This window comes from Methylomonas koyamae (assembly GCF_019669905.1).
In the GTDB taxonomy this organism is placed as follows: domain Bacteria; phylum Pseudomonadota; class Gammaproteobacteria; order Methylococcales; family Methylomonadaceae; genus Methylomonas; species Methylomonas koyamae.
The window spans coordinates 4,296,678-4,319,683 of sequence record NZ_AP019777.1; the positions used below are offsets into that span (position 1 = coordinate 4,296,678).

The 23,006-nt window shown below is 60.0% G+C and carries 15 protein-coding genes; 6 read left to right on the forward strand and 9 right to left on the reverse strand.

All coding sequences use genetic code 11. From position 1 onward, the window contains the following. Nucleotides 1-37: 37 nt before the first annotated feature. On the reverse strand, nucleotides 38-922 hold the full coding sequence (locus tag MKFW12EY_RS19410) for a carbon-nitrogen hydrolase (RefSeq protein WP_054763529.1): 885 nt from the start codon (nucleotides 920-922) through the stop codon (nucleotides 38-40). Nucleotides 923-990: 68 nt separating this feature from the next. After that, a complete protein-coding gene (locus MKFW12EY_RS19415) occupies nucleotides 991-2,022 on the reverse strand; it encodes an agmatine deiminase family protein (RefSeq protein WP_054763530.1) in 1,032 nt (343 codons plus the stop codon). Nucleotides 2,023-2,354: 332 nt separating this feature from the next. Here MKFW12EY_RS19415 and MKFW12EY_RS19420 point away from each other — a divergent pair, with 332 nt between their 5' ends. The 5 genes from MKFW12EY_RS19420 to MKFW12EY_RS19440 all read left to right on the forward strand — a co-directional run bounded on the left by MKFW12EY_RS19420 (nucleotide 2,355) and on the right by MKFW12EY_RS19440 (nucleotide 10,515). Further along, entirely contained in the window at nucleotides 2,355-4,391 is a 2,037-nt protein-coding gene (locus MKFW12EY_RS19420) for a TOL_0244 family TonB-dependent receptor (protein WP_245006359.1), read from the forward strand. 25 nt (nucleotides 4,392-4,416) lie between these two features. Then, the gene (locus tag MKFW12EY_RS19425) at nucleotides 4,417-5,511 is read left to right on the forward strand and encodes a lipocalin family protein (protein WP_054763531.1); all 1,095 of its coding nucleotides are present in this window, start codon (nucleotides 4,417-4,419) and stop codon (nucleotides 5,509-5,511) included. Nucleotides 5,512-5,702: 191 nt separating this feature from the next. Next, nucleotides 5,703-6,587, forward strand: a complete 885-nt coding sequence (locus MKFW12EY_RS19430) for a YfiR family protein (RefSeq protein ID WP_221053601.1) — start codon at nucleotides 5,703-5,705, stop codon at nucleotides 6,585-6,587. A gap of 4 nt (nucleotides 6,588-6,591) precedes the next feature. Further along, nucleotides 6,592-9,600 carry a response regulator gene (locus MKFW12EY_RS19435; RefSeq protein WP_221053602.1) on the forward strand — a complete coding sequence of 1,003 codons (3,009 nt, stop codon included), beginning with the start codon at nucleotides 6,592-6,594 and terminating at the stop codon, nucleotides 9,598-9,600. 9 nt (nucleotides 9,601-9,609) lie between these two features. After that, nucleotides 9,610-10,515: a diguanylate cyclase gene (locus MKFW12EY_RS19440; protein WP_054763231.1), complete on the forward strand. Its 906-nt coding sequence runs from the start codon at nucleotides 9,610-9,612 to the stop codon at nucleotides 10,513-10,515. Nucleotides 10,516-10,560: 45 nt separating this feature from the next. On the opposite strand, the gene yccX is transcribed toward MKFW12EY_RS19440, so the two are convergent. The 3 genes from yccX to gltA all read right to left on the reverse strand — a co-directional run bounded on the left by yccX (nucleotide 10,561) and on the right by gltA (nucleotide 14,437). Next, nucleotides 10,561-10,833 carry an acylphosphatase gene (yccX, locus tag MKFW12EY_RS19445; RefSeq protein WP_054763230.1) on the reverse strand — a complete coding sequence of 91 codons (273 nt, stop codon included), beginning with the start codon at nucleotides 10,831-10,833 and terminating at the stop codon, nucleotides 10,561-10,563. Further along, nucleotides 10,830-13,025, reverse strand: coding sequence for a bifunctional 23S rRNA (guanine(2069)-N(7))-methyltransferase RlmK/23S rRNA (guanine(2445)-N(2))-methyltransferase RlmL (gene rlmKL / locus MKFW12EY_RS19450; RefSeq protein WP_221053603.1), 2,196 nt, complete (start codon nucleotides 13,023-13,025; stop codon nucleotides 10,830-10,832). Before rlmKL ends, yccX begins: the two co-directional genes overlap by 4 nt. Before the next feature lie 116 nt (nucleotides 13,026-13,141). Beyond that, nucleotides 13,142-14,437, reverse strand: coding sequence for a citrate synthase (gene gltA, locus MKFW12EY_RS19455; protein WP_064022903.1), 1,296 nt, complete (start codon nucleotides 14,435-14,437; stop codon nucleotides 13,142-13,144). A gap of 179 nt (nucleotides 14,438-14,616) precedes the next feature. On the opposite strand from gltA, the gene MKFW12EY_RS19460 reads away from it, so the two are divergent. Further along, nucleotides 14,617-18,606, forward strand: coding sequence for a hypothetical protein (locus MKFW12EY_RS19460; RefSeq protein WP_245006360.1), 3,990 nt, complete (start codon nucleotides 14,617-14,619; stop codon nucleotides 18,604-18,606). Nucleotides 18,607-18,627: 21 nt separating this feature from the next. On the opposite strand, the gene MKFW12EY_RS19465 is transcribed toward MKFW12EY_RS19460, so the two are convergent. From MKFW12EY_RS19465 to MKFW12EY_RS19480, 4 genes are all read right to left on the reverse strand, one after another. Next, nucleotides 18,628-20,097 carry a methyl-accepting chemotaxis protein gene (locus tag MKFW12EY_RS19465; protein WP_064022905.1) on the reverse strand — a complete coding sequence of 490 codons (1,470 nt, stop codon included), beginning with the start codon at nucleotides 20,095-20,097 and terminating at the stop codon, nucleotides 18,628-18,630. A gap of 3 nt (nucleotides 20,098-20,100) precedes the next feature. Continuing rightward, a complete protein-coding gene (locus tag MKFW12EY_RS19470; protein WP_054762204.1) occupies nucleotides 20,101-20,640 on the reverse strand; it encodes a PAS domain-containing protein in 540 nt (179 codons plus the stop codon). 138 nt (nucleotides 20,641-20,778) lie between these two features. Beyond that, a complete protein-coding gene (locus MKFW12EY_RS19475; RefSeq protein ID WP_064022906.1) occupies nucleotides 20,779-21,573 on the reverse strand; it encodes a response regulator in 795 nt (264 codons plus the stop codon). Nucleotides 21,574-21,576: 3 nt separating this feature from the next. Further along, nucleotides 21,577-23,004 carry an HDOD domain-containing protein gene (locus MKFW12EY_RS19480; protein ID WP_221053605.1) on the reverse strand — a complete coding sequence of 476 codons (1,428 nt, stop codon included), beginning with the start codon at nucleotides 23,002-23,004 and terminating at the stop codon, nucleotides 21,577-21,579. Between the last annotated feature and the right edge of the window lie 2 nt (nucleotides 23,005-23,006).

The following is a 23,006-nucleotide window of genomic DNA, read 5'->3' on the forward strand; positions in this document are numbered from 1 at the left end:
GTCTCGGCACGGCGCCCGCCTCATCTCTACTGCGCGCCTAATCGATATAGCGCCGCAACAAATCCTGGTAGGCCTCGATACGGCGGTCGCGTAAGAACGGCCAAATCCGTCTAACATCCTCACTGCGGCGCAGATCGAGCTCGGCGAACAGCAGCAAATCCTGTTTATCGTCGGCGCTGGCTAAGATCTCGCCTTGCGGACCGGCGATAAAGCTATTACCCCAAAACTGGATGCCTTGCGCCTGATCCGGCGCCGCTTCGAAGCCGATTCGGTTGCAGGAAATTAGCGGTAAACCGTTGGCCACCGCATGGCCGCGTTGCACGGTTACCCAGGCGTCGCGCTGGCGCTGCTGCTCGTCCGCGGCGTCGCTCGGGTCCCAGCCGATAGCGGTCGGATAAATCAACACCTCCGCACCGGCCAAGGCCATCAAGCGCGCCGCTTCCGGGTACCACTGGTCCCAGCAGATCAATACCCCCAATTTACCGATCGAGGTTTCGATCGGCCGAAAGCCGAGATCGCCCGGCGTGAAATAAAACTTCTCGTAAAACCCCGGGTCGTCAGGGATGTGCATTTTGCGGAAGGTGCCGGCAATGCTGCCGTCCTTATCGAACACCACGGCCGTGTTGTGGTACAACCCCGGCGCCCGCCGTTCGAAGATCGTCGACACGATCACGACGTTATTGGCGGCGGCGACTTTGGCCAGTACCTCGCAGGTCGGCCCGGGCACCGGTTGCGCCAAATCGAAACAAGCGGTGTCTTCGCTTTGGCAAAAATAATGGTCCAGATGCAGTTCCGGCAGCACGACCAAATCGGCATTTTGTTGGGCAGCCGCTTCGATTTGGCTGATGGAATAGGCCAGATTGGTGTCCCGGCCGCGATTGCACGGTTGCTGCACCGCACAAGCGATGATGGTTTTCTTCATACTCAGTAGTAATCACGCTAAATCCGGCGCCGCGAACGCGGGCCGGAAACAATGCCAAGGGTTAATTGTTAAAAATTCAGTTTGACGATGGCCGGTACCTGCATGCTGGCGCAATGCAGGCTGCCGTATTGGTGTACCAGTGCCCGGCACGGCACGGCAATCACCTCGCGATCCGGGAAGCAGGCGGCCAAACGCTGCAACGCCACGGCATCGTTGGCGTCGTCGTAAACCGGCACCAGCACCGCACCGTTGATAATCAGGAAGTTGGCGTAGTTGGCCGGTAAACGCTGGCCATGTTCGTCGCTGATCGGTTGCGGCAACGGCAGCGGCACCAGCTTGTAAGCCGCGCCGGATTCGGTGCGGAAAGCCTGTAACTGGGCTTCCATATTTTTCAGGCTGGCATAGTGCGGGTCCGCGCTATCGTCGCAAGCGGTATAAGCGATGGTATCGGCACTGCAAAACCGCACCAACGTGTCGATATGGGCATCGGTATCGTCGCCGGCCAGATTGCTCTGTTCGACCCACAAAATCCGTTTCGCGCCCAAATAATTCTGCAACTGGCCGGTAATCGCGGCGGCGGACATATCCGGATTGCGATTCGGATTGAACAGGCAATTTTTGGTGCTCAGCAAGGTGCCTTGGCCGTCGGATTCGATACTGCCGCCTTCCAACACCAAGTCCAGCGTCGCCGTCGGATAACCCTTGAAAATAGGATGGGCAAACAAGGCCAAATTCAACGCATCGTCGGCGGCGTGCGGGTATTTGTTGCCCCAGCCGTTAAAGCGGAAATTCAGCATCTGCACGGCGGCCTTCGGATGTTGCCATTCCAGGGTCAGAAACACCGTATCCCGCAACCAGATGTCGTTGTAGTCCGCTTGTACATAATGAATTTGCGGATTGTGCGGCAATTGCGTCTGGATGTGCTGCTGGTGCTCGCCGTCCTTGCACAAAATCACCAATGGCTGAAACCGGCTGATCGCGGTGGCGGCCGCGTGGTAGCAATCCTCGACCGCGGACAAATTGCTGAAATCGCCGCTGCGGTGCGGCCAAGCGATGATAACCGCCGCTTGCGGTTCCCATTCGGCAGGAAAGCGAATCATGGAGTACTCCCGGATAAATGACTGAAAAAACGCGGCATTGTACCAACAGGCGGCGGTTAAGACTTGTCCGGCATGTTTTTATTCGCGAGCCGAACAGGCTAGGTAGGCATAGAGCCGCAGCGGGAACCGCCAATTGCGCCCAGCCTTATCGGCCGCGGCGCTCTAGCCCGACCGAAAACCGAGCACTAACCCTTGCTTTTTAAAAATTCCCGCCATACTTAGTCCGGCCGGCTGCGTAGCGAGACGCGGCCGAGCTTTGACCGTAACGCCGCCACCTTAGACCAAGATACCGATGCCGATTCGCCGCCAGCCAGATTAAGCCACCCGCACACATGAAACCTTACCCGCCGTTTCCATTCCGCCAATTCGTGCCGGCGACGCCCGGTATGCGCCGCATTTTTTTCGGACTGGCTCTCGGCGTCAATTGCGCGACGGCAGCGGAGCCGCTACCGGCACTGGAAGACTTGTCGATCAACGAACTGATGCAAATGGAAGTGTCGTCGGCGTCCAGAAAAACCCAAACCGTATCCGACACGGCGGCGGCGGCTTTCGTCATCAGCCAGGACGACATTCGCCGCTCCGGCGTAACCTCGATTCCGGATGCGCTGCGCTTGGCGCCGGGTCTGGAAGTCGCGCAAATCAACGCCAGCCTGTGGTCGGTTACCGCACGCGGCTTCAACGGCCGCTACGCCAACAAACTGCTGGTGTTGATGGACGGCCGCTCGGTCTATACCCCGCTGTTCTCCGGCGTGTTCTGGGACTTGCAGGACACGATGATGGAAGACATCGAACGCATCGAAGTCATCCGCGGCCCCGGTGCCGTGATGTGGGGCGCCAACGCGGTGAACGGCGTGATCAACATCATCACCAAAAAAGCCAAGGACACCCAGGGCAACCTGTTCGTGGCCGGCGGCGGCAACCAGGAAACCGGCTTCGCCGGCTACCGCCACGGCGGCCGGGTCGGCGACGACGGCAGTTACCGGGTCTATGCCAGAACCTTCGAGCGCAACACCTTTGTCAACAACAGCGGCGAACGCCTGCACGACGACTGGCGCTCGGTCCAGGGCGGTTTCCGGATCGACAACCGCATCTCCAACGACCACCGCTACACCGTGCAAGGCGACGTCTACCGCAAAAACGTCGGCAATACGGTGCCGGCGCAAACCGTAGCACCGCCGTTCAACAGGCCGTTCGATACCGACGACCATGCCGAAGGCGCCAACTTGCTGGCGCGCTGGGAGGGCAATCTCAGCGACGGCTCCGAGTTTACGCTGCAAGCTTATTACGACCGGGTCAATTTCAGCGCGGCGACCTTGTCCGACAGCCAGGACATGTTCGACATCGATTTCCAGCACCGGCTGCACCCCAATGCCGACCATGACCTGATGTGGGGTGCCAGCTACCGCTTCATCCATAGCGCGACCAGCGGCAGCGCGGCAATCTCGTTCAACCCCACCAGCCTGGGCTACCACAACGGCAGCGCCTTCGTGCAGGACGACATCACGCTGATCGACGACACGCTGCGTTTGACCCTGGGCACAAAACTGGAAGAAAGCCACTTCGGCAACACCCAGGTTCAGCCCAATGCCCGCTTGATGTGGACGCCGGACCCGAAACATTCGGTCTGGGCCTCGGTGTCGCGGGCGGCACGCACGCCGTCGCGCGGCGAAACCCAGGCCAATATCGCCTTGGGCGGCGTTCCGACCGGCTTCCCGGCGCCCTTCGATCAGATTCAGGTCATGGCACAACCCAATCCCGATTTGCGAGCTGAAAAGGTGTTTGCCGCCGAAATCGGCTACAGAACGCAGTGGACCGACAAGTTCTCCACCGATATTACCGCGTTCAGCAACCATTACACCGACCTGATCATGTTCCGCCAAGGTTCGCTCAATTTCGCCACGCTGACCCAACCCCTGATCTGGTACAACAACAGCCGCGAAGTCACGACCCGCGGCATCGAGATTGCCGGCGAATGGCAAGCCCTGGATTGGATGCGCTTCACCGGCAATTACAGCCACCTGAAAATCGAACGGCCTTACGACAGCGACAATCCCGATATCGCCGGCCTCAGTCCGCGCCACCGCGGCTCGCTGCGCTGGCAGATGGACTTGCCGGAACGAGTCAAACTCGATCTGACTTTGCGCCACGTCGGCAAACTGGCCGCAGTCGGCCAGCAAGTGCCGGCTTACACCACGTTCGACGCCCGTCTGGCCTACGAACCGGTTTCAGGGCTGGAGCTGGCGTTCGTTGCCCAAAATCTGTTCTCGCCGCGGCATCCGGAATTCCAAGATTCGGCGGCCATTTCCCTGCCCGGAGCGGCGGCGGAAATCCCGCGCTCGATCTACGGCAAACTCAGTTGGCGTTTTTGATTTTCCCCCTATGCGAGTACCCACCATGCAAGCGTTCTTGAAAAAATACCTACCCTGGATCGTCGCCGGCATCGTATTGCTGGTGGGCTGGCTGTGGCCGAACTGGCTACCCTGGCTACTGTTGGCGTTGAGCATCGCCGCCTGGCTGTTTCTGCCCCGCCGCGGCTTGATCGGTCCGGTCGAATTGCCGGCCGACGACGCCTTTTTACCGACCGAACAGGTGCAATGGTGGTATTGGACCGGACATTTATTCAGCGAAGACGGCCGCCGTTTCGGTTTCGAGGTGGTGTTCTTCTCCTTCGACAGCCTGGTGATATTCCGCGACCAACTGGTACAGGCCGCCGTGACCGACGTCGACGGTCAAAAATTCAGTTTCGAAGAATTCGTCGAATTCCACTTACCGCAGCGCACGCCGAACGGCTTCAACCTGACCTCGGGCAAAGACAATAAAGTCACCGCGGTCGGCGGCGGCGGTAACGACCGCCTGCACGCCGAAGTCGACGGCTATGTGCTGGATCTGGAACTGAAATCGACGCAGGCGCCGGCCTTGCATTACGGCGGCGACGCCCACCCGTACCGTTTTGGCGGTTACACCTATTACTATTCGCGGCCGAAAATGGCGACCACCGGCACCATCAGCGTCGGCGGCCAGACCTTTAAGGTCAGCGGCAACAGCTGGTTCGACCGCCAATACGGCGAGCTTTACCAAGCCATTCAGCAAGGCTGGCAATGGTTCGCGATCGAACTGGCGGACAACCGGCAAATCATGCTGTTCGACTTCAAGGGCAGCGACAGCAACGTCGAAAAATCCGGCTCGATTACCGACGCTCAAGGCCAAACCGTGACCTTGGCCGCGCACGAATTCGAGGTCAAAGTGCTGGGCGAATGGACCAGTCCACACACCGGTTGCACCTACCCGTCCGGCTGGGAAGTCAGCGTGCGCGGCGAGACTTTTACGGTGGAACCGCTGGTCAAGGACCAGGAACTGCGCGCCCAGCACAAGCTGTGGGTAGGTCCGGTCTATTGGGAAGGCGCCTGCGCCGTCACCGGCACCAGCGCTGGCCAAGCCTATGTGGAATTGAACGGCTTTTGCCGCTGCCCCAACAAAGGCCTGGGGTAAAAACAGCCGCCGCACACCGCGGCGGCTAGTTCAACGCTCCGGCAGACCGCACCAGAGAATATGGCGACCGCGGCGACAAGCTGTTACCTTAGCCAGCGGAATAACAACCATTCGAGCCTGGATGGCCGTTGACCGAGCCCAGCTCGGCGCCCGCCGCCGGCACACCGATCCCCCGTTGCACAATACGATACATGACGCCAACCGCTCCTGACGCACCGTCGACCTCGGCCGCCCGTACTTTGCGCGGCCGGGCGCTTTGCCGTCTGCGAGCCGGCCTGGCCGACGCGGCGACGCTGGTTTCGGCAGTGCCGCGGTTGGCGCCGATTCACCCGCTCCGTTGGCTGGAGGCGACTGCGAACACGTCGCTTCCACGCGCCGTGCTCAAGCTATGCCGGCGGCGGAACGCTCCGCCCCGGCTTCGCCCAGAACCAGCCGCGGCGCCGCATCGCCGCTGGCCCTACCCGCGCCAACCCGCCATCTGCCTGCGCCGCCAACCGGACAAATCCATCCGACCGTTAACGGAACGGGCCAGCATTCGCCACCAGTTTTTCGCCGCACTTTATCTAATCGCCTTATTCGCGGCAGCCGGCCGGCAAGCCCAGGCCGCCGACGGCCTGTCCGAAGCCCAGATCAAGGCCGCCTATCTGTACAACTTCGCCAAATTCGTGGAATGGCCGGATACCGCCGCGCCGGCATCGACCGCTATCAATCTGTGCGTGATCGGCAACAACGTATTGGACGGCGCGCTACAAGCCCTGGACGGGCGCAAGGCCGGCGAGCGCAGCCTGAAAGTCACGCCGCACAGCCCTGCCGACACGTCGTTGGCTGAGTGCCATTTGCTCTACGTCGGCGTTTCCGAACAACAGCGGATGGTGCCGATACTGAAAAACCTGGGCAATGCGCCGGTACTGACACTATCGGATATCGCCGATTTCGCCGAAAAAGGCGGCGGCATCGCCTTGCTGTTCCGCGACAACAAAGTCGTGTTCGAAGTCAATCTGGAATCGATCCGCAATGCCGGCCTGCGGCTTCCCGGCCAGTTGTTGAACATCGCCACCCATGTCTACGGGAGATAGACCGATGCGCGTTTTACCCGACTTTCCGAATTGGTCTTTACGCCGCAAACTGCTCTCTATCATCATGCTGAGCTGCGCGGCCTGCCTGTTGGTCAGCTTGTCGGCGATGGCGGTCAGCTCGGCGGTCAGCCGCTACCGCAACGCCTTGCAGGACATCATCGGCCTGGCCGACGTGCTGGCCGAAAACGGCCAGGCCGCGCTGGTCTTCTCCGACCAAAACGAAGCCCGCCGCCTGCTGAACTCGCTGCAAGAACACCAGGAAATCGCCGCGGCCTGGATGGTCGCGGCCGACGGCTCGGTACTGGCCAACTGGAACCGCAACGGCCGGCCGTCAGCACCGCCGCGCGATTCGCGTTCACCGGTACGGGAACTGCGCACCGATTTCTGGCGGCGCAGCGCCGAGCTGTACGCGCCGGTAATCCGCAACACCGAATACGTCGGTTACGTGCTGATGCAAGCCGATTTCACCGATCACTGGAACAGCCAACTCGCCGATCTCGGCAAAGGCCTCGCCGCCGCCGCCCTGGCCTTGACCGTGGTATCGCTGCTGGCATTGCGCCTGCAACGCATCGTCTCCGGCCCGGTCGAGCAATTGGCGGCCACCGCGCGTCTGATCGCTCACGAGCAGAATTACGCGTTGCGCGTACCGCAACGCCATCGCGACGAAATCGGCGAGCTGGTCAACGCCTTCAACAGCATGCTGGAAGAGATTCAGCGCCGCGACCAAACCCTGACCGGACACCGCGACCGGCTGGAGCACGAAGTGGCGCAGCGCACCGCCGAGCTACTGCAAGCCAAGGAGCTGGCGGAGGCGGCCTCCCGCTCCAAAGGCCTGTTCCTGGCCAACATGAGCCATGAAATCCGCACGCCGATGAACGCGATCATCGGCCTGTCGGACTTGGCCTTGAACAGCAACCCGCCGGCCAAACTGCGCGATTATTTGCGCAAGATCCACACCTCCTCGCTGGCGTTGCTGGCGATTACCAACGACATTCTGGACTACTCGAAAATCGAAGCCGGCCGCATGGCCTTGATCGCGGAAACGTTCAATCTGGAGGAAGTACTGGAAAACGTACTGAATCTATTCATCGTCCGCGCCGAGGAAAAGCAACTGGAGGTCGTGCTGGAACTGGACCCGGCCGTGCCGCTGCTGTTGGAAGGCGACGCCTTGCGCTTGAGCCAGATTCTGAACAACCTGGTTGGCAACGCCGTCAAGTTCACCCAACGCGGCGAAATCCACATCAAAGTCGCGCTGCGCGCCAAACAGGACGGCCTGGCCGAGCTGCTGTTTTCAGTGCGCGACACCGGCATCGGCATGACCGCCGAACAAGTCGCCAACCTGTTTCAGGCCTTCACCCAGGCCGACGGCTCCATCACCCGCCGTTTCGGCGGCACCGGCCTGGGTTTGACCATCAGCAAGCGCCTGGTGGAAATGATGGGCGGCGACCTGCATGTGGAAAGCGCAATCGGCCAGGGCAGCCTGTTCGAATTCGGCTTGCAGCTGCCGTTTGCGGTTGAAAAGCAAAGCCGGCAACGGCCGGAGCAACTGGCCGGCATGCGGGTACTGGTGGTCGACGACCTGGACATCTCCCGGCAAATGCTACGCGACATTCTGCAAAACTGGGGCTTCGAAGTGGCCGAGGCCGCCAACGGCGCCGACGCGTTGGCCCTGCTCAGCCGAGCCAACCAAGCCGGCCAGGACTTCGAACTGGTCTTGCTGGACTGGAAAATGCCGGGGCTGGACGGCATTCAAGTCACTCGCGCCATCAAAGACATGGTGCGGCAGGCGGAAATCCGCCACGCGCCGGTCGTGATCATGGTCACCGCCTTCAGCCGGGAAAGTTTGCTTCACGCCGCCGGCGACACCCCGCCCGACGACGTGCTGGTCAAACCGGTGCTGCCGTCGATGCTGCTGGATTCTGTCACCCGGCTGCAGGGCGGCATGCCCAGCGCCGCGGCCGAACCCAGCCGGCCGCAACTGGCGGAAATGGCCGCGCCGATCCGCGGCGCCCGCATCCTGCTGGTGGAGGACAACGAAATCAACCAGATGGTGACCTGCGAATATCTGACCAACGCCGGCTTGAACGTGAGCGTGGCCAACAACGGCCGCGAGGGTCTGGAGGCCATGCGCCGCGAACGTTTCGACGCCGTATTGATGGACCTGCAAATGCCGGAAATGAGCGGCATTGAGGCGACGCGGCTGATTCGGACCGAGAAAAGCCGCGACGAGCTGCCGATCATCGCCATGACCGCAGCGGTGCAGGAACCCGACCGCAACCAATGTTACGCCGCCGGCATGAACGACCACGTCGGCAAGCCGGTTCTGCCGCAAACCTTGCTTGCCGCCTTGGTGCGCTGCATCCGGCCCCACGAATCGCAGCCGCCGGCCGCTTTGCCGCCAGCCTTCGCTATCGGCGCCGGGCCTAACGCGCTGCCCGGATTCGATTGGGACTACATCGCCGCCGCGATTGCCGATGCCGGTAAACTGCAGTTATTGCTCGACCGCTTTGCCGAAAAGTTTACCGATGCCGACGCCAAGCTGCGTCGCCATCTGTTGGCCGGCGAACTGCAACCCGGCGCGCAATGGCTGCACTACCTGAAAGGCGCCGCCGGCGCGATCGGCGCGGCGGAACTGAGCGGCATCGCCGGCCGCCTGGAGGCGGAGTTGCTGCAAGGCACTTGGTCGTCGGCCGATTTGGAAGCCTTGAGCGGGAAGCTGGCACAAACCCTGCACGCCATCGCCGCCTACAGCCGGCCGTTGCCAGGCACCGGCGAAACCGAAGCGGCCGATTGGCCGGCTGCCGCGAGCTTGGCCGAGCAATTGGCGGCGCTGTTGGACGGCAGCGACTACGTGCCGCGCGAAATAACCGAACAATTGCGTCAGGCGGTAGCGGGAGCCGATGCGCGGCGGCTGGTGCAATTGATCGAAAAATATGTCGGCGATATCAATTATCGCCAAGCGCGCGTGACACTGCAGGAACTGGAAACTACCATCAAACGCCACTTGCCTTGAACCGCCGCCATGAAGACCGATCCGCCGAAACCGCTGATATTGATCGTCGACGATACGCCCACCAACATTCAAGTCTTGGCGGAAAATCTGATCCGGGATTACCGGATCAAAGTCGCCGCCAGCGGTGCGGCGGCGCTGGAGGCTATTGCCGCGCAAGGCGCGCCGGATTTGATCCTGTTGGACGTGATGATGCCGGAAATGGACGGCTACGAAGTCTGCCGCCACCTGAAAGCCGATCCGCAAACCAGCTCGATTCCGGTGATCTTCGTCACCGCGCTGAACGATGCCAGCGACGAGGAACGCGGCCTGAACCTGGGAGCGCTGGATTACATCACCAAACCGTTTTATCTGCCGGTGGTCAAGGCCCGCATCCGCAACCACATCCGCTTGAAACAGGCCACCGACATGCTGGAAGCGATGGCCTGGATCGACGCCTTAACCGGCATTCCCAACCGGCGCCGTTTCGACCAAACGCTGGATAGCGAATGGAAGCGGGCGCAACGCAACCAAACCCCGCTGGCTGCGATTTTGGCCGACATCGATTATTTCAAGGCTTACAACGACCGCCACGGCCACGGCGCCGGCGACGAATGCCTGAAACGAGTCGCCGGCCACATGGCCGCCGCGGCCAGCCGGCCGGGCGATTTGGCTGCCCGATACGGCGGCGAGGAATTCGTCATCCTGCTGCCGGAAACCGACACCGCCGGCGCTCTAAGCATCGCCGAGCAACTGCGCGCCAATATCGAAGCCCAACACATCCCGCACCGCAATTCCACCGTGTCGGACTCGATCACGGTCAGCCTGGGCGCAGCGGCCTTGGTCCCACAGCCCGGCCAAGCCTCGACGGAACTGCTCGATGCGGCCGACCGGCAGTTATATTCGGCCAAAGGCGCCGGCCGCAACTGCGCCAGATGAGCCGCGGTCTGCCGCGGCCGGGTGCGTTAGCGACCGCGCGCAGCCTCAACGAATTTCGAAACCGGCAAAATGCTCATCGGTATGGTGCGCGGTAACCGCTACGTCGCTGACTTTGGCCAGCACCGGCCCCTTGTGGCACCAGGCTACCAGTTTTTGCAAATCTTCCGGGTGGCCGCCGGCGACGATTTCGACCGTGCCGTCAGGCAAATTGCGGACGAAGCCGGACAGATTCAGTTTGACGGCCTGTTTTTGGGTGTAGGCGCGAAAATACACGCCCTGCACCCGGCCCTTGACGATGATGTGCAGGCATTCCTTCATCGCGTGATTCTCCAGCAATAATGAATTTTCTGGTCGCGGGCGAAGTCCTCGGGGATGGTCGCCGCGCTAATGTCTTCGAAATTCAAGCCGACCAAGGCTTCGCGGTCCAATTTGAAGCGGCGGAAGTTGGTCGAGAAATACAGCACGCCGCCCGGCGCCAGTAACGCGGCGGCATTTTTCAACAAAACCACGTGATCGCTTTGAATGTCGAAGGCCTCGTCCATTTTCTTGGAATTGGAAAACGTCGGCGGATCCAGAAAGATCAGGTCGAATTGCGGCTTGTTTTTCAACGCCGCCTGCTCGGCCAGCCATTTCGGGCAGTCGGCGCGCACCAGTTTGTGATCGCCGCGGATGCCGTTGAGTTCGAAATTGCGCTTGGCCCAGTCCAGATAGGTGTTGGACATATCGACGGTAACCGACGAGGCCGCGCCGCCGACCGCCGCGTGCACCGTCACGCTACCGGTGTAGGCAAACAGATTCAGAAAGCGCTTGCCCCTGGCTTCTTGCTGAATGCGTAAGCGCATCGGCCGATGATCCAGAAACAGGCCGGTATCCAGATAGTCCTCGAAATTGACCCAGAACTTGCAGTCGCCTTCCTCGATCACGTGGAAGCGGCCGGAGTCGCCTTGCTTTTCGTATTGGTCGGCCGCTTTTTGCTTGCGGCGGATTTTCAGAAACACTTGGTTGGCCGGAGTTTCCAACACTTTTGGTATCTCCGCCATCGCTCCGGCCAGGCGTTGATTGGCCTTGGCCGGGTCTATGGTTTTCGGCGATTCGTATTCCTGGACGTTGACCCAGGTTTTCTCGCCTTGGTAAACATCGACCGCGACCGCGTATTCCGGCAGGTCGGCGTCGTACAGCCGGTAACAATGCACGTCATTTTGTTTGGCCCATTTGGCCAGTTTCTTCAGATTCTTGCGCAAGCGGTTGCCGAACATCTCGGCTTGCGGGTCGACTTGTTCGGCTTGGGCGCGGCGCCAGATCGATTCGGCACGCTCCTGTTGCGACTTGGCCTTGGGCTCGAAGAAGGCCTTTTCCTCGATGTTAAAACGCAGCAATTTGCATTCCAACGCGCCGTTGAACAAGGTGATCGGCTTCTGCGAACGGATGCCCAATCTAAAACCCAGCTCGGGGTCGCTGATGATCATCGCCGCCTGCCAACCGGCGAAGCGCTGTTTCAACACCTCGCCGAAGCGCCGGTACAGCGCGGCGGTTTCTTGCTCGTCGCCCAGGCGTTCGCCGTAGGGTGGGTTACAGGCAATCAAACCTTTCGGCCAGCTTTCCGCCGCCGACGCGTCGGCGATGTCGCGTTTTTCGACATGAATCTTGCCGGAAAATCCGGCGTTTTCGACGTGCTGCACGGCGGTGGCGACGGTGCGCCGGTCCTGGTCGAAACCGACGATAACCGGCATTTTGTTTAGCCCGGCTTCCCGGCGTTGGTGGGCCTCGTCGAGCAAACTTTGCCACAAACCGGCATCGTGTTTTTTCCAGCCCAGAAAGCCGAAATAATCGCGCTGCAAGCCCGGTGCGATGTCGGCGGCGATCAACGCGCCTTCCAACAGCATCGTCCCCGAACCGCACATCGGATCGAGCAAACTGCCGCCTTGCTCGGCGATCTTGGGCCAGCCGGCGCGCAACAATATCGCCGCCGCCAGGTTTTCCTTGATCGGCGCGGCGATGCTGACGTCGCGGAAGCCGCGTTTGTGCAAACTCTCGCCGGACAAATCGAGACTGAGTTGCGCCAGGTCGTTATGCAGATAAACGTTGACGCGGATGCTGGGCCGTTCGGTGTCGACGCTGGGGCGCTTGTTGAACTTGGCGCGCATCTGATCGACGATGGCGTCCTTGACCTTTTGCGCGCCGAAATGGGTGTTGTTGACGGCCGGACTGTTCTTGCTGCTGAACGACACCGCCAGACTGGCGTCGGGCTGGATGTGCTCGAACCAGTTGATGCGTTTGACGCCGTCGTATAAATCCTGCTGGGATTTGACCTCGAAACTGCTCAAGGGTAGAAACACCCGGTTGGCGACCCTGGACCACAAACACACCCGGTAGGCCAGCGCCAGATCGCCGTCGAAGGCCACGCCAGCCAGTTTTTCCTTGACGTTTTGGCCGCCGAGGCCGCGGATTTCGTTGGCGAGGATGCCTTCCAGCGCCTTGGGCGCGGTGGCGTAAAGAGGGTATTGCGTCATGATGGGCGACCGAAACAAGTTGGCCGGCTAGGATACTAAAACTGCCGCCGCCGCGGCGGCATTTTTTAGCCGAACGGCGATCCGCCGCGGGCGAATCGCCGAGCTGGGTAAAGGGCTTATCGGGCGGAGATCGGTTTGACGTCGCGCGTGGTCACGCCGCGGTAAAGCTGGCGCGGCCGGCCGATCTTCAGTTCCGGGTCGGAGATCATTTCGTCCCATTGCGCGATCCAGCCCACCGAACGGGCCAGCGCGAAAATCGCCGTGAACATTTCGGTCGGAATCCCCAGCGCCCGCAACACGATGCCGGAGTAAAAATCCACGTTCGGATACAGTTTCTTCTCGACGAAATACGAGTCTTCCAGCGCGATCCGCTCCAATTCCATCGCCAACTTGAACAAACGGTCGTCGTTCAGGTTCAACTCGTCCAGCACTTCGTGGCAGGTTTGCCGCATCAACTTGGCGCGCGGATCGTAGTTTTTGTAGACCCGATGGCCGAAGCCCATCAGGCGGAACGGATCGTTTTTATCCTTGGCTTTGGCCACATACTCGCCGATGCGCGATACGTCGCCGATTTCTTCCAGCATGTTCAGCACCGCTTCGTTGGCGCCGCCGTGCGCCGCGCCCCAGAGGCAGGCGATGCCGGCCGCGACACAAGCATAAGGATTGGCGCCGCTGGAACCGGCCAGACGTACCGTCGAGGTCGAAGCGTTCTGTTCGTGGTCGGCGTGCAGAATCAGAATCCGGTCCAGCGCCCGCATCAGTACCGGGTTGGCCAGATAATCCTCGCCAGGGTCGCCGTGCATCATGCGCATGAAGTTTTCGGCGTAGCCCAGTTTGCGTTTGGGGTAAATGAACGGCATGCCGATGCTGTACTTGTAACACATCGCTACCATGGTCGGCATTTTGGCAATCAGCCGAATCGCCGAGATATAGCGGTCTTCCTTGCAGGTGATATCCATCACGTCGTGGTAGAACGCCGACAGCGCCCCGACCACACCCACCAATACCGCCATCGGGTGGGCGTCGCGGCGAAATCCGCTATAAAATTTGGCCAACTGCTCGTGGACCATCACGTGCTGGCTGATGGTCGTGACGAAACCCTTCATTTCCGCACCGTTGGGCAGGTCGCCGTTCAGCAGCAGATAACACACTTCCAGAAAATCGCATTTTTCGGCCAGTTGTTCGATAGGATAGCCGCGGTAGAGCAGCACGCCGGCATCGCCGTCGATGAAGGTGATTTTAGAGGTACAACTGGCGGTGGAAGTAAAGCCGGGGTCGTAAGTAAAGCAGCCGGTTTGCGCATACAAGGAGCGGATGTCGATGACCGACGGCCCCATGGTGCCAGCAGTAACCGGCAGTTCGACGGCCTGTTCCTGGCCATCGCGTTTTAACGTCACTTTTTGATCAGTCATGTCAAAGTTCTCCGGTGATAACTAGCGTTTGAGACGGGGATATGAGGCCTATTCTATTGCAAACAGCGAATAAACACAGCCTAAGATCGGGATTGTTTACAAATCGATTTCGATATTAGGAGTTACCGATTTACTAAAGCCGGACCGATTCCGGGGAGGACACCATGGCGCGTTGGATAATGATGGTTATGCTTTTGGCTTGGCACGGCTGGCAACCAGCCTCGGCCTGGGAACTCGAGGACGCGCCGGAAGCGCTAAAACCCTGGCTGGGCTGGGTGCTGCACGACCAGCCGCAACACGGCTGCCCGTTTTATTTCAACGACTTTCAGAACAAGCAGTGCGCCTGGCCCGGTGCATTAGTGCTGAATTTGCAAGACAACCGCGGCAATTTCGAGAGCGAATGGACGCTGTACCGCAAAGGTTGGATCGAGCTGCCAGGCGACGAACGTCAGTGGCCGCAAGCCGTGACGGTGGACAAACAAGCCTATCCGGTTGCGTTGAAAAACGGCAAACCGGCGCTGGAACTAGCGGCGGGGCATTACCGGATCGGCGGCCAATTTTCCTGGGAGCGGTTGCCGGAGCAACTGGCGCTGCCGCAGGCCTCGGGCTTGGTTCGGCTGACGATCGACGGCCGGCCGGTGACTTATCCGCGCATCGAACAAAACGCGGTCTGGCTGGCCGACCGGACTGCGGCCAACGCCGGCGACCGCGAGAACCGGCTCGAATTGCAAGTGTTTCGCCAAATCATCGACGAATCGCCGCTACAGGTCGTCACCCGTCTGGAGCTTGAGGTCTCCGGTACGGCGCGCGAAGCCGAGTTGACCCACGCCCTATTGCCGGGCTTTATCCCGGTGAATCTGGATAGCCCGCTGCCGGCCCGATTGGACGGCGCCGGCCGCTTATTGGTCCAGGTCCGCCCCGGCCATTGGCTGATCGAGGTCCATGGCCGCCATCCGCAGTATTTGACGCAACTGGACCTGGCAATAAAAGACGCCGACTGGCCGCAGGAAGAACTGTGGACATTTCAAGCCGTGCCCAACCTGCGTCTGGTGGAAATCGGCAAGCCGGCGGCGATCGACGGCAGCCAAACCAATCTGCCCGACGAATGGCGGCAGTTGCCGGCTTACCGTTTGCAACAAGGCGACAGCATGGTTTTCAACGTGATCCGCCGCGGCGATCCGGAACCGGAACCGAACCGACTGGCGCTGACCCGCACCTTGTGGCTGGACTTCGCCGGTACCGGCTATACGGTCAACGACCGGATCAGCGGTAGCATGCGCCGCGACTGGCGGCTGAATGCGGCGCCGGAATTGCAACTCGGCCAAGTTCAACTGAACGGCCAAAGCCAACTCATCACCCAAGCGGCCGACCGCAGCCAGGGCGTCGAAATCCGCAGCGGCAATCTGCAACTGAACGCCGACAGCCGGATCGAGAGCGGTATTTCCGCATTGTCCGCCAGCGGTTGGCAGCAGCGTTTCCAACAGGTGCGGGCCGAACTGAAAACGCCGCCCGGCTGGCGCCTGCTGGCGCTGGCCGGAGTAGACAACGCAGCGGACACCTGGTTGAACCGCTGGACCTTGCTGGATTTGTTTCTGGTGCTGATCGGCGGCTTAGCGGCCGGACGGCTGTGGTCGCCGCAATGGGGCGGCATCGCCCTGCTTGGTTTGAGCCTGATCTGGCACGAACACGATGCGCCGCGCCTGATTTGGTTGCTGACCCTGGCAACGCTGGCCTTGCTGCGGGTATTGCCGGAAGGCAGAGCCCGGCACTGGCTGGCCGCTGGCCGCAACCTGTGCTGGCTGGCGCTCGTGGCACTGGCGATTCCGTTCGTGATCGAACAAATCCGCATCGGCATTTATCCGCAACTGGAGCTGCCGGAGCAAATCGAGCCGAGCACCGCCTATAGCAGCGCTCCCGCCGCACCGGAAGCGTTAATGAGCGATGCCGCGGATGCCGAACTCAGTGCCGCTGCCGTGCTGCCCGAGGCAAGAGCATTCAAACGCAGTTATGCAGCAAAATCCGAATCCGGCGCCGGCAGTGCCGCTAATCTGGAACGGGCCGATCCCGACGCCAATCTGCAAACCGGCCCCGGCCTGCCGCGCTGGCAATGGCGTAGCGTGCACCTGGCCTGGAACGGCGGCGTGGACAGCCAGCAACAAGTCCGGCTCTGGTACCTGCCGCCCTGGGCGATGATGTTGCTGCATTTCCTGCAGGCGGCGATCACAATCGCCTTGGTATTGCGGCTCACCGGAATATCCGCAGCCGGCTGGCGCCGGGTTGCGCCGCATGCCGCCTGCCTGCTGCTGGCCCCGTTGCTGGTTACGCCGGGGCGGCCGGCCTATGCCGACCTGCCCGATCCGCAACTGCTAGCCGAACTGAAGGCCCGCCTGCTGCAAGCGCCGACTTGCCTGCCGGACTGCGCGCAGATCGTCGAAATGCAGGTAATCGCAAAACCGGAGCTGCTGCGCCTGGAATTGCAAGTCCATGCCCAACAGGCCGTGGCGCTGCCGGTGCCGGCGCAGGGCGAGCAATGGCTGCCGGAGACGGTGGAAATCGACGGTGCGCCGGGGCAGGCCCTGTTCCGCAGCGAGGCCGGCGAAGTCTGGCTGGCGCTGCCGCGCGGTGTGCACAGCGTAGCGCTGCAAGGCCGCTACCGGGAACCGATCAAATTCACGCTGCCGCTGCCGCTAATCCCGCAACGCGCCAGCTTCGCCGCCGACGGCTGGCGTATCGACGGCGGCTACGAAGACGGCAAAGTCGGCCCGCAACTGGAATTCAGCCGGCTGCAAACCGAAACGCCGGCCGGCAAAGCCCTGCCGCAAACGGCATTGCCGGCTTTCGTCCGAGTCAGCCGCACCCTGCATCTGGGCCTGGATTGGCGCATCACCACCCAAGTCGAATCGTTGGCCGAGTCCGGCAATCCGATCATGTTCGAGTTGCCGCTGTTACAAGGCGAAGCGGTAACCACGCCGCAAGTGCGGGTCAAGGACGGCAAAGTATTGGTCAACATCGCCGCCAGCGAGGGCAGTGCGCAATGGGAATCGGTGCTGGCAAAATCCGGACAAATCGATCTGCTGGCCGATGCCGGCGGCCAATGGTACGAAGTATGGCGGGCCGAGGTCAGTCCGATCTGGCGCCTGCATAGCCAGGGCCTGGACCCGATTTACCGGGAAAACACGCAGGGCCCGTGGCTACCGGAATGGCGGCCGTGGCCCGGCGAACGCTTGTCGTTGACGTTGGAACGGCCGGCCGCAGTTGCCGGCGCCACGCTGACGATAGACGCCAGCGAGTTGCTGGTCCAACCCGGCGCGCGCAACCAGACCGCCGAACTGAAACTGGACATCCGCAGCTCGAAAGGCGGCCGGCATAAGGTCACGCTGCCGGATGGCGCCCAATTGCAGGAAGTGGCGATAGACGGCATCAGCCAACCGATACGCCAGCAAGGCAGCGGCGTCAGCCTGCCGCTGCGGCCCGGCAACCAGCAAGCGGTTTTAAAATGGCACATGCCGCAGCCGCTCGGCTTCGTCACGGCAACGCCCAGCGCCAATCTTGGCAGCGCCAGCGTCAACAGCCGGATTAGATTAATCATGCCGCAAAACCGCTGGCTGTTGTGGACCGCCGGTCCCGACTTCGGCCCGGCAGCGTTGATCTGGGGTTTATTGTTGGTGCTGGCGCTAATCGCCTTCGGCCTGGGCAAAACCGGAACCACGCCGCTGAAGCACTGGGAATGGTTTTTACTGCTGTCCGGCTTGAGCCAATTGCACGTCGCCGCCGGTATTTTCGTGGCCGGCTGGCTGTTTGCGCTGCACTGGCGAGCTAAGCAGCCGGCCGCCGGGGTACGCCGTTTCAATTTGCTGCAAATCGGCTTGGCGGCGTCTACGCTATTGGCGTTGCTGATTTTGGCGCTGGCGGTGGAGCAAGGCCTGCTCGGCAGTCCGGAGATGCAAATCGCCGGCAACCAATCGACGGCCTACCAGTTGAATTGGTACCAGGACCGCAACGGCGCGCAATTGCCCAGCGCAACTGTCGCCAGCCTGCCGCTGGCGGCGTACCGGGGCTTGATGCTGGCCTGGGCGGTGTGGCTGGCAGCCGCCTTGTTGAATTGGCTGCGCTGGGGCTGGGCCTGTTTTGCGGCCGGCGGCATCTGGCGCAAATCCGCCAAAACCTGATCGGTCCGACCGCCGGGAGCGTCAAAGCTTGTTATGTTTTTCCTCGACCATGGCGTCGATCATTTGCATAACGTCGGCGCTGGCATTCTCGGCCAACTGCATCTGGTGGATGATTTCGTTGAGCATGGCTTGGTCTTCCACCCATTTGCCGCGCGAGATTTCGTAAGCGTGCTGGGTCGCGGTGTGGACGTCGGCGTGCGGACGGTTCAGTTTGGCGTAGGCGTCGGTATTGCGGAATTTTTGGTACCCCAAGCCTTCGTAATACCATTTGCCCAGGCGGCAGTTGTGGTTATCGACCATGATGGCCTGGCGTTGCGGGCAATCGGTGGGAGTCTCGATCGAGATGTAGCCGTTTTGTTTGTAGACGATATGGTCCAGCTTGGTCAACAAGCCGAAGGACTTATCCTTGGCATAGGCGATAAAATCCAGCGAGGCTTTGGCCGACTGCGACAGATTGGAAAACTGCTGCCGGAACGAACTGACTTGCGCCATGATTTCCTGGGAAATCGCCGCCGAATTCTCGGCTTCCTCGTGCATTTGTTCGACGCGCTTGTTGAAGGCCTTCAACGTCTTCGATACCTCCATCGCCGCGTCCTTGGTGTGCTCGGACAGGTTTTTCACCTCGTCGGCGACCACGGCGAAACCGCGGCCGTGTTCGCCGGCCCGCGCCGCCTCGATCGAAGCGTTCAGCGCCAACAGATTGGTTTGGTCGGCGATACCGGTAATCATCGATAGCGACTCGGTGATCTTTTTGCTGTCGTTGATCAACGCGCCGATCACGTCGGATACCGAATGTACATTGGAGTTGATGCCGGTCAACGAGTTGCTGATCGTCTCCACGGTGGCCAGACTGTCGTCGGCATTGCGCCCGGTTTCGGTGGCGATATTCTCCACTTTCTGCATCTGCTCGGTGATGTTGATCAGATCGTTCTGATTGCCTTTCAAATTGCTCAGCAAGTTGGACGTATTCAGCGCGTGCAGACCGGCCGACAAGCGGTTTTTGATCATTAGCTTGTCGTTGTCGTCCATCAGTTTGATCGCCGCGTTCATGTTTTTCGCGGACTGTTTCAGCAAGCCCGGCAAACCGTCGACCAAGGCGTAACGCTCGTGGTTGCCCTCCGAGGCATGGCGAAAGCAGGTGCTGATTTCTTTGAAATAACATTCCATGATGTCCAGCGTCTCGTTCAATTCCCAGGCCACCTTGCCGATTTCGCCCATGCCGGGGGTGCCGGTTACCCGGTGGTAGAGTTCGCCCTTAATCGTGTACTTCAGCACGTCCTCGATCCGCTCCAACACTGTCAAGCTTTGTTTGCCGGTCTGCCACGACACCAGCGCTACCAGCGGCAACGGCAATAACAGCAGCAGCATGATCCAGGAAAAGCCGAAGGCGATAACGGAATAGGCAAAGGCCGCCGCTACCGAGACCAGTATCGTCGCCACCGCGTAATTCAGCTTGGTTCTTAAAAACGGGATATTGGCATTGGAATTCATCGCTTAAACTCCGTTGGGTTTATAAAGGCTCAACACCAGGCTGTTGTAGTTCTTGGCGCCGGCCTGCCTGACTTGGTCCAACAGATACTCCAGGGATTTATCCGGCGCCTCTTTGGTGGAACTGCGCTTCTCGATGGCCAGCATTTCCCGGTAAATCGGGATCAGCACTTCCAGGGCCGAACGGGGCGGATTGCGCCGTACCGAGTAATAGCCCTGCAGCTTACCCTTACTGTCGTAATCGGGAGTGATGTTGGCAAACACCCAGTAATAACCGCCGTCGGCACACAGGTTTTTGGCAAAACCGAAAAATTCGTCCCCGGCCTTCAACGTATCCCACATAAAACGAAACACGCCGCGCGGCATGTCCGGATGGCGAATGATGTTGTGCTGCACGCCAAGCAGTTCGTGCTCCGGGTAACCGGCTATCTCCATGAAAATCCGGTTGGCGTAAGTAATGCGGCCGGAGGTATCGGTTTTGGAAACGATGAAATCCTCGTCATCCAGTTTTTTTTCGTTATTGTTGGGAGTAATACCGGGTTTCATTGGGTCACCATTCGGGAAATAACATTATAAAATCTAGCCGAATTTCGGTTTTTTGGCGCATCTTCCACGTCGCTTTTGCGGCGGATTCCTTGAAATATCGGTGTGCCGTGCCGGCGCGGCGCGCAGTTTGAACCGGCGCTAATTCAGCAGATTTAACAACAGGCGTTTGATAGAGGTGGGTTCGAAGGGCTTATCGAGAATGGCCGACACGTCCGATTTTTCGATTGCGGCCAAGCGGCTCTGGTTTTGTTCGCTGGTCACCATCAGAATCGGCGTGGAACCGCGTTCCGGGTGGTTGCGGATATGTTCGACCAATTGCAGACCGTCCATTTCCGGCATGTTGTAATCGGTTACGACCAAATCGAAGTAATGCTGACTGAATAGCTGCAAGCCTTGCCTACCGTCGTGGGCGACGGCCAACTGGTCGATGCCGATGTTGTTGAACACTTTGATCAAGTACTTCAACGAGAACTCGCTGTCGTCGACCAGCAGTACCCGCAAGTCCTCGATATCGATATGTTCCAACCCGAGTTTTTCCGGATGCACGTATTCCAGCGTGGATTGCAAAGCGGTGTGCATCGCCTCGCGGGTGAACGGCTTCGGCAGAATCGCAATCGCCCCGGCTTGGCGGATCGGCTCCAGGTATTTGATGTTGGTTTCGCTGGAAATCAACAGAAACGCCATCTCGTACGATGCGCCGTCCTTGCGCAAAGCGTGCACCAGTTCCACGCCGGTCATGTCCGGCAGATACATGGCGCTGACCACCAAATCCGGCCGGCTGTGCTGCAAACGCTCGAACAATTCGCCGCCGGTGGCGACGCAGCCGATATCGCTGATACCGAAGCTTTGCAGATATTGGATGATGATGAGCTGCTGGGTGTGGGACGGCTCTACCAGAAACACTTGGAGATTCGACAGCTCGCGATCGGTCATGGATTAATGGCTCTTCATGCAATAAAGGGTCAAGCCGATGTGGGCTTGCTTGGCGAAATGGTTGGCTGCGATAAAATCGTCGCGGGTTAAAGGTAGCCCATGAATGGAGTGGTCGCAATAGATCAAGCCGACGACCTTATTCTCGGCCCGAATCGGAAAGATGAAGCACTCGTGCCGGCCGATCTGTTGCACGATTTGCGGCGTATAAAGGGCGGGATGCTGCTCAGGAAATTGCCAGACGCCTTCGGTTTGGCGCAGCGCATTGAAAAACAGATTTGCGGAATTTTCCGAATTCAAAATCCGCAACTTCTGTTCCGGAACCGGCTTGCGCCAACCCAACGAAAACTTTTCGTTCAGCGCCTGTTTGTCCGGGCTCAACAGCATGAACAGAGTCCGGTCCATTTCCACGCCGCGGTGGATGCCCTCCAACACCATTTCGAACAATTGATTCAGATTGATCTGGCTGCTTATATGGCTGCTGATATCCTGCAGGATTTGGAACTGCAATTGTTTCTTGTCGAACGGTTCGTCGGCCGGCATATCTTCGCCGACAGCGTCTTTTTTGATGAAGCGCGACGCGTCGTCGGCACCGAATTGGCGGGCGATCAGCGCCGCCTCCTCGGTATTTTTCTCGATCCTGGCGCGAATTTCCGGCAACGGCAACTTGGAAAGTTCATTGAACTTGGCCAGGCAAGCGGTCATCAATGCCGAGTCCGGGCCGGCTTGTAACGCCTGGCAAATGTCGTGACCCAATTTGACCAATTGCACCCGCTTGTCCGCGGAATCCGGTTTGGCGATCGCCTCTTCGATCAAGCCGCCCAGGCTCCATGACTTGCTGAGCTTTTTACCCAAATCGCGCAACGAAAAGCCGAGGATTTTTTTCTCGGCCTCCGCGCTGTCCAAACCGGATTTTTCGATTGCGGCATGCGCCTTTTTCGAGTGCGGATCGGCGGAACACCAGAACGCGACGTGGCCGAGATTATGCAGCAAGGCGGCGACGAACACCTCTTCCGGCGAAACGTCGCCGACGGTCAGCGCGATATTCTTGGCCTGGACTGCGGCGTGCAAGGCTTTGGCAATCTCCCGGTTGGCCCGGTTTTTGTCGTTGGACGACAAAATCGCTTCGAAAAACGAGCAGGCCAGTGTCAATTCGCGGATGATTTCGGCGCCCAACACGACGATGGCCCGCGAAACGGTGCTCATCTTTTGTTTCGACGGATTGTAATAAGGGCTGCTGCCGACTTTCAGCACCTTGGCGGTCAGATTCGGATCCTGCAAAATCACCGTCGCCAATTCCATCGCCCCTTTTTTGCGGTCGTCCAACGCGGCGTAAATATTGTGCGCGGTGTTGGAGAAAATCGGCATTTCTTGGGCGCGCAACAGCTCCGTCCAATCTTCCAGGGTTTCGGGAGCTTTTTGCGATCCGCCCATAG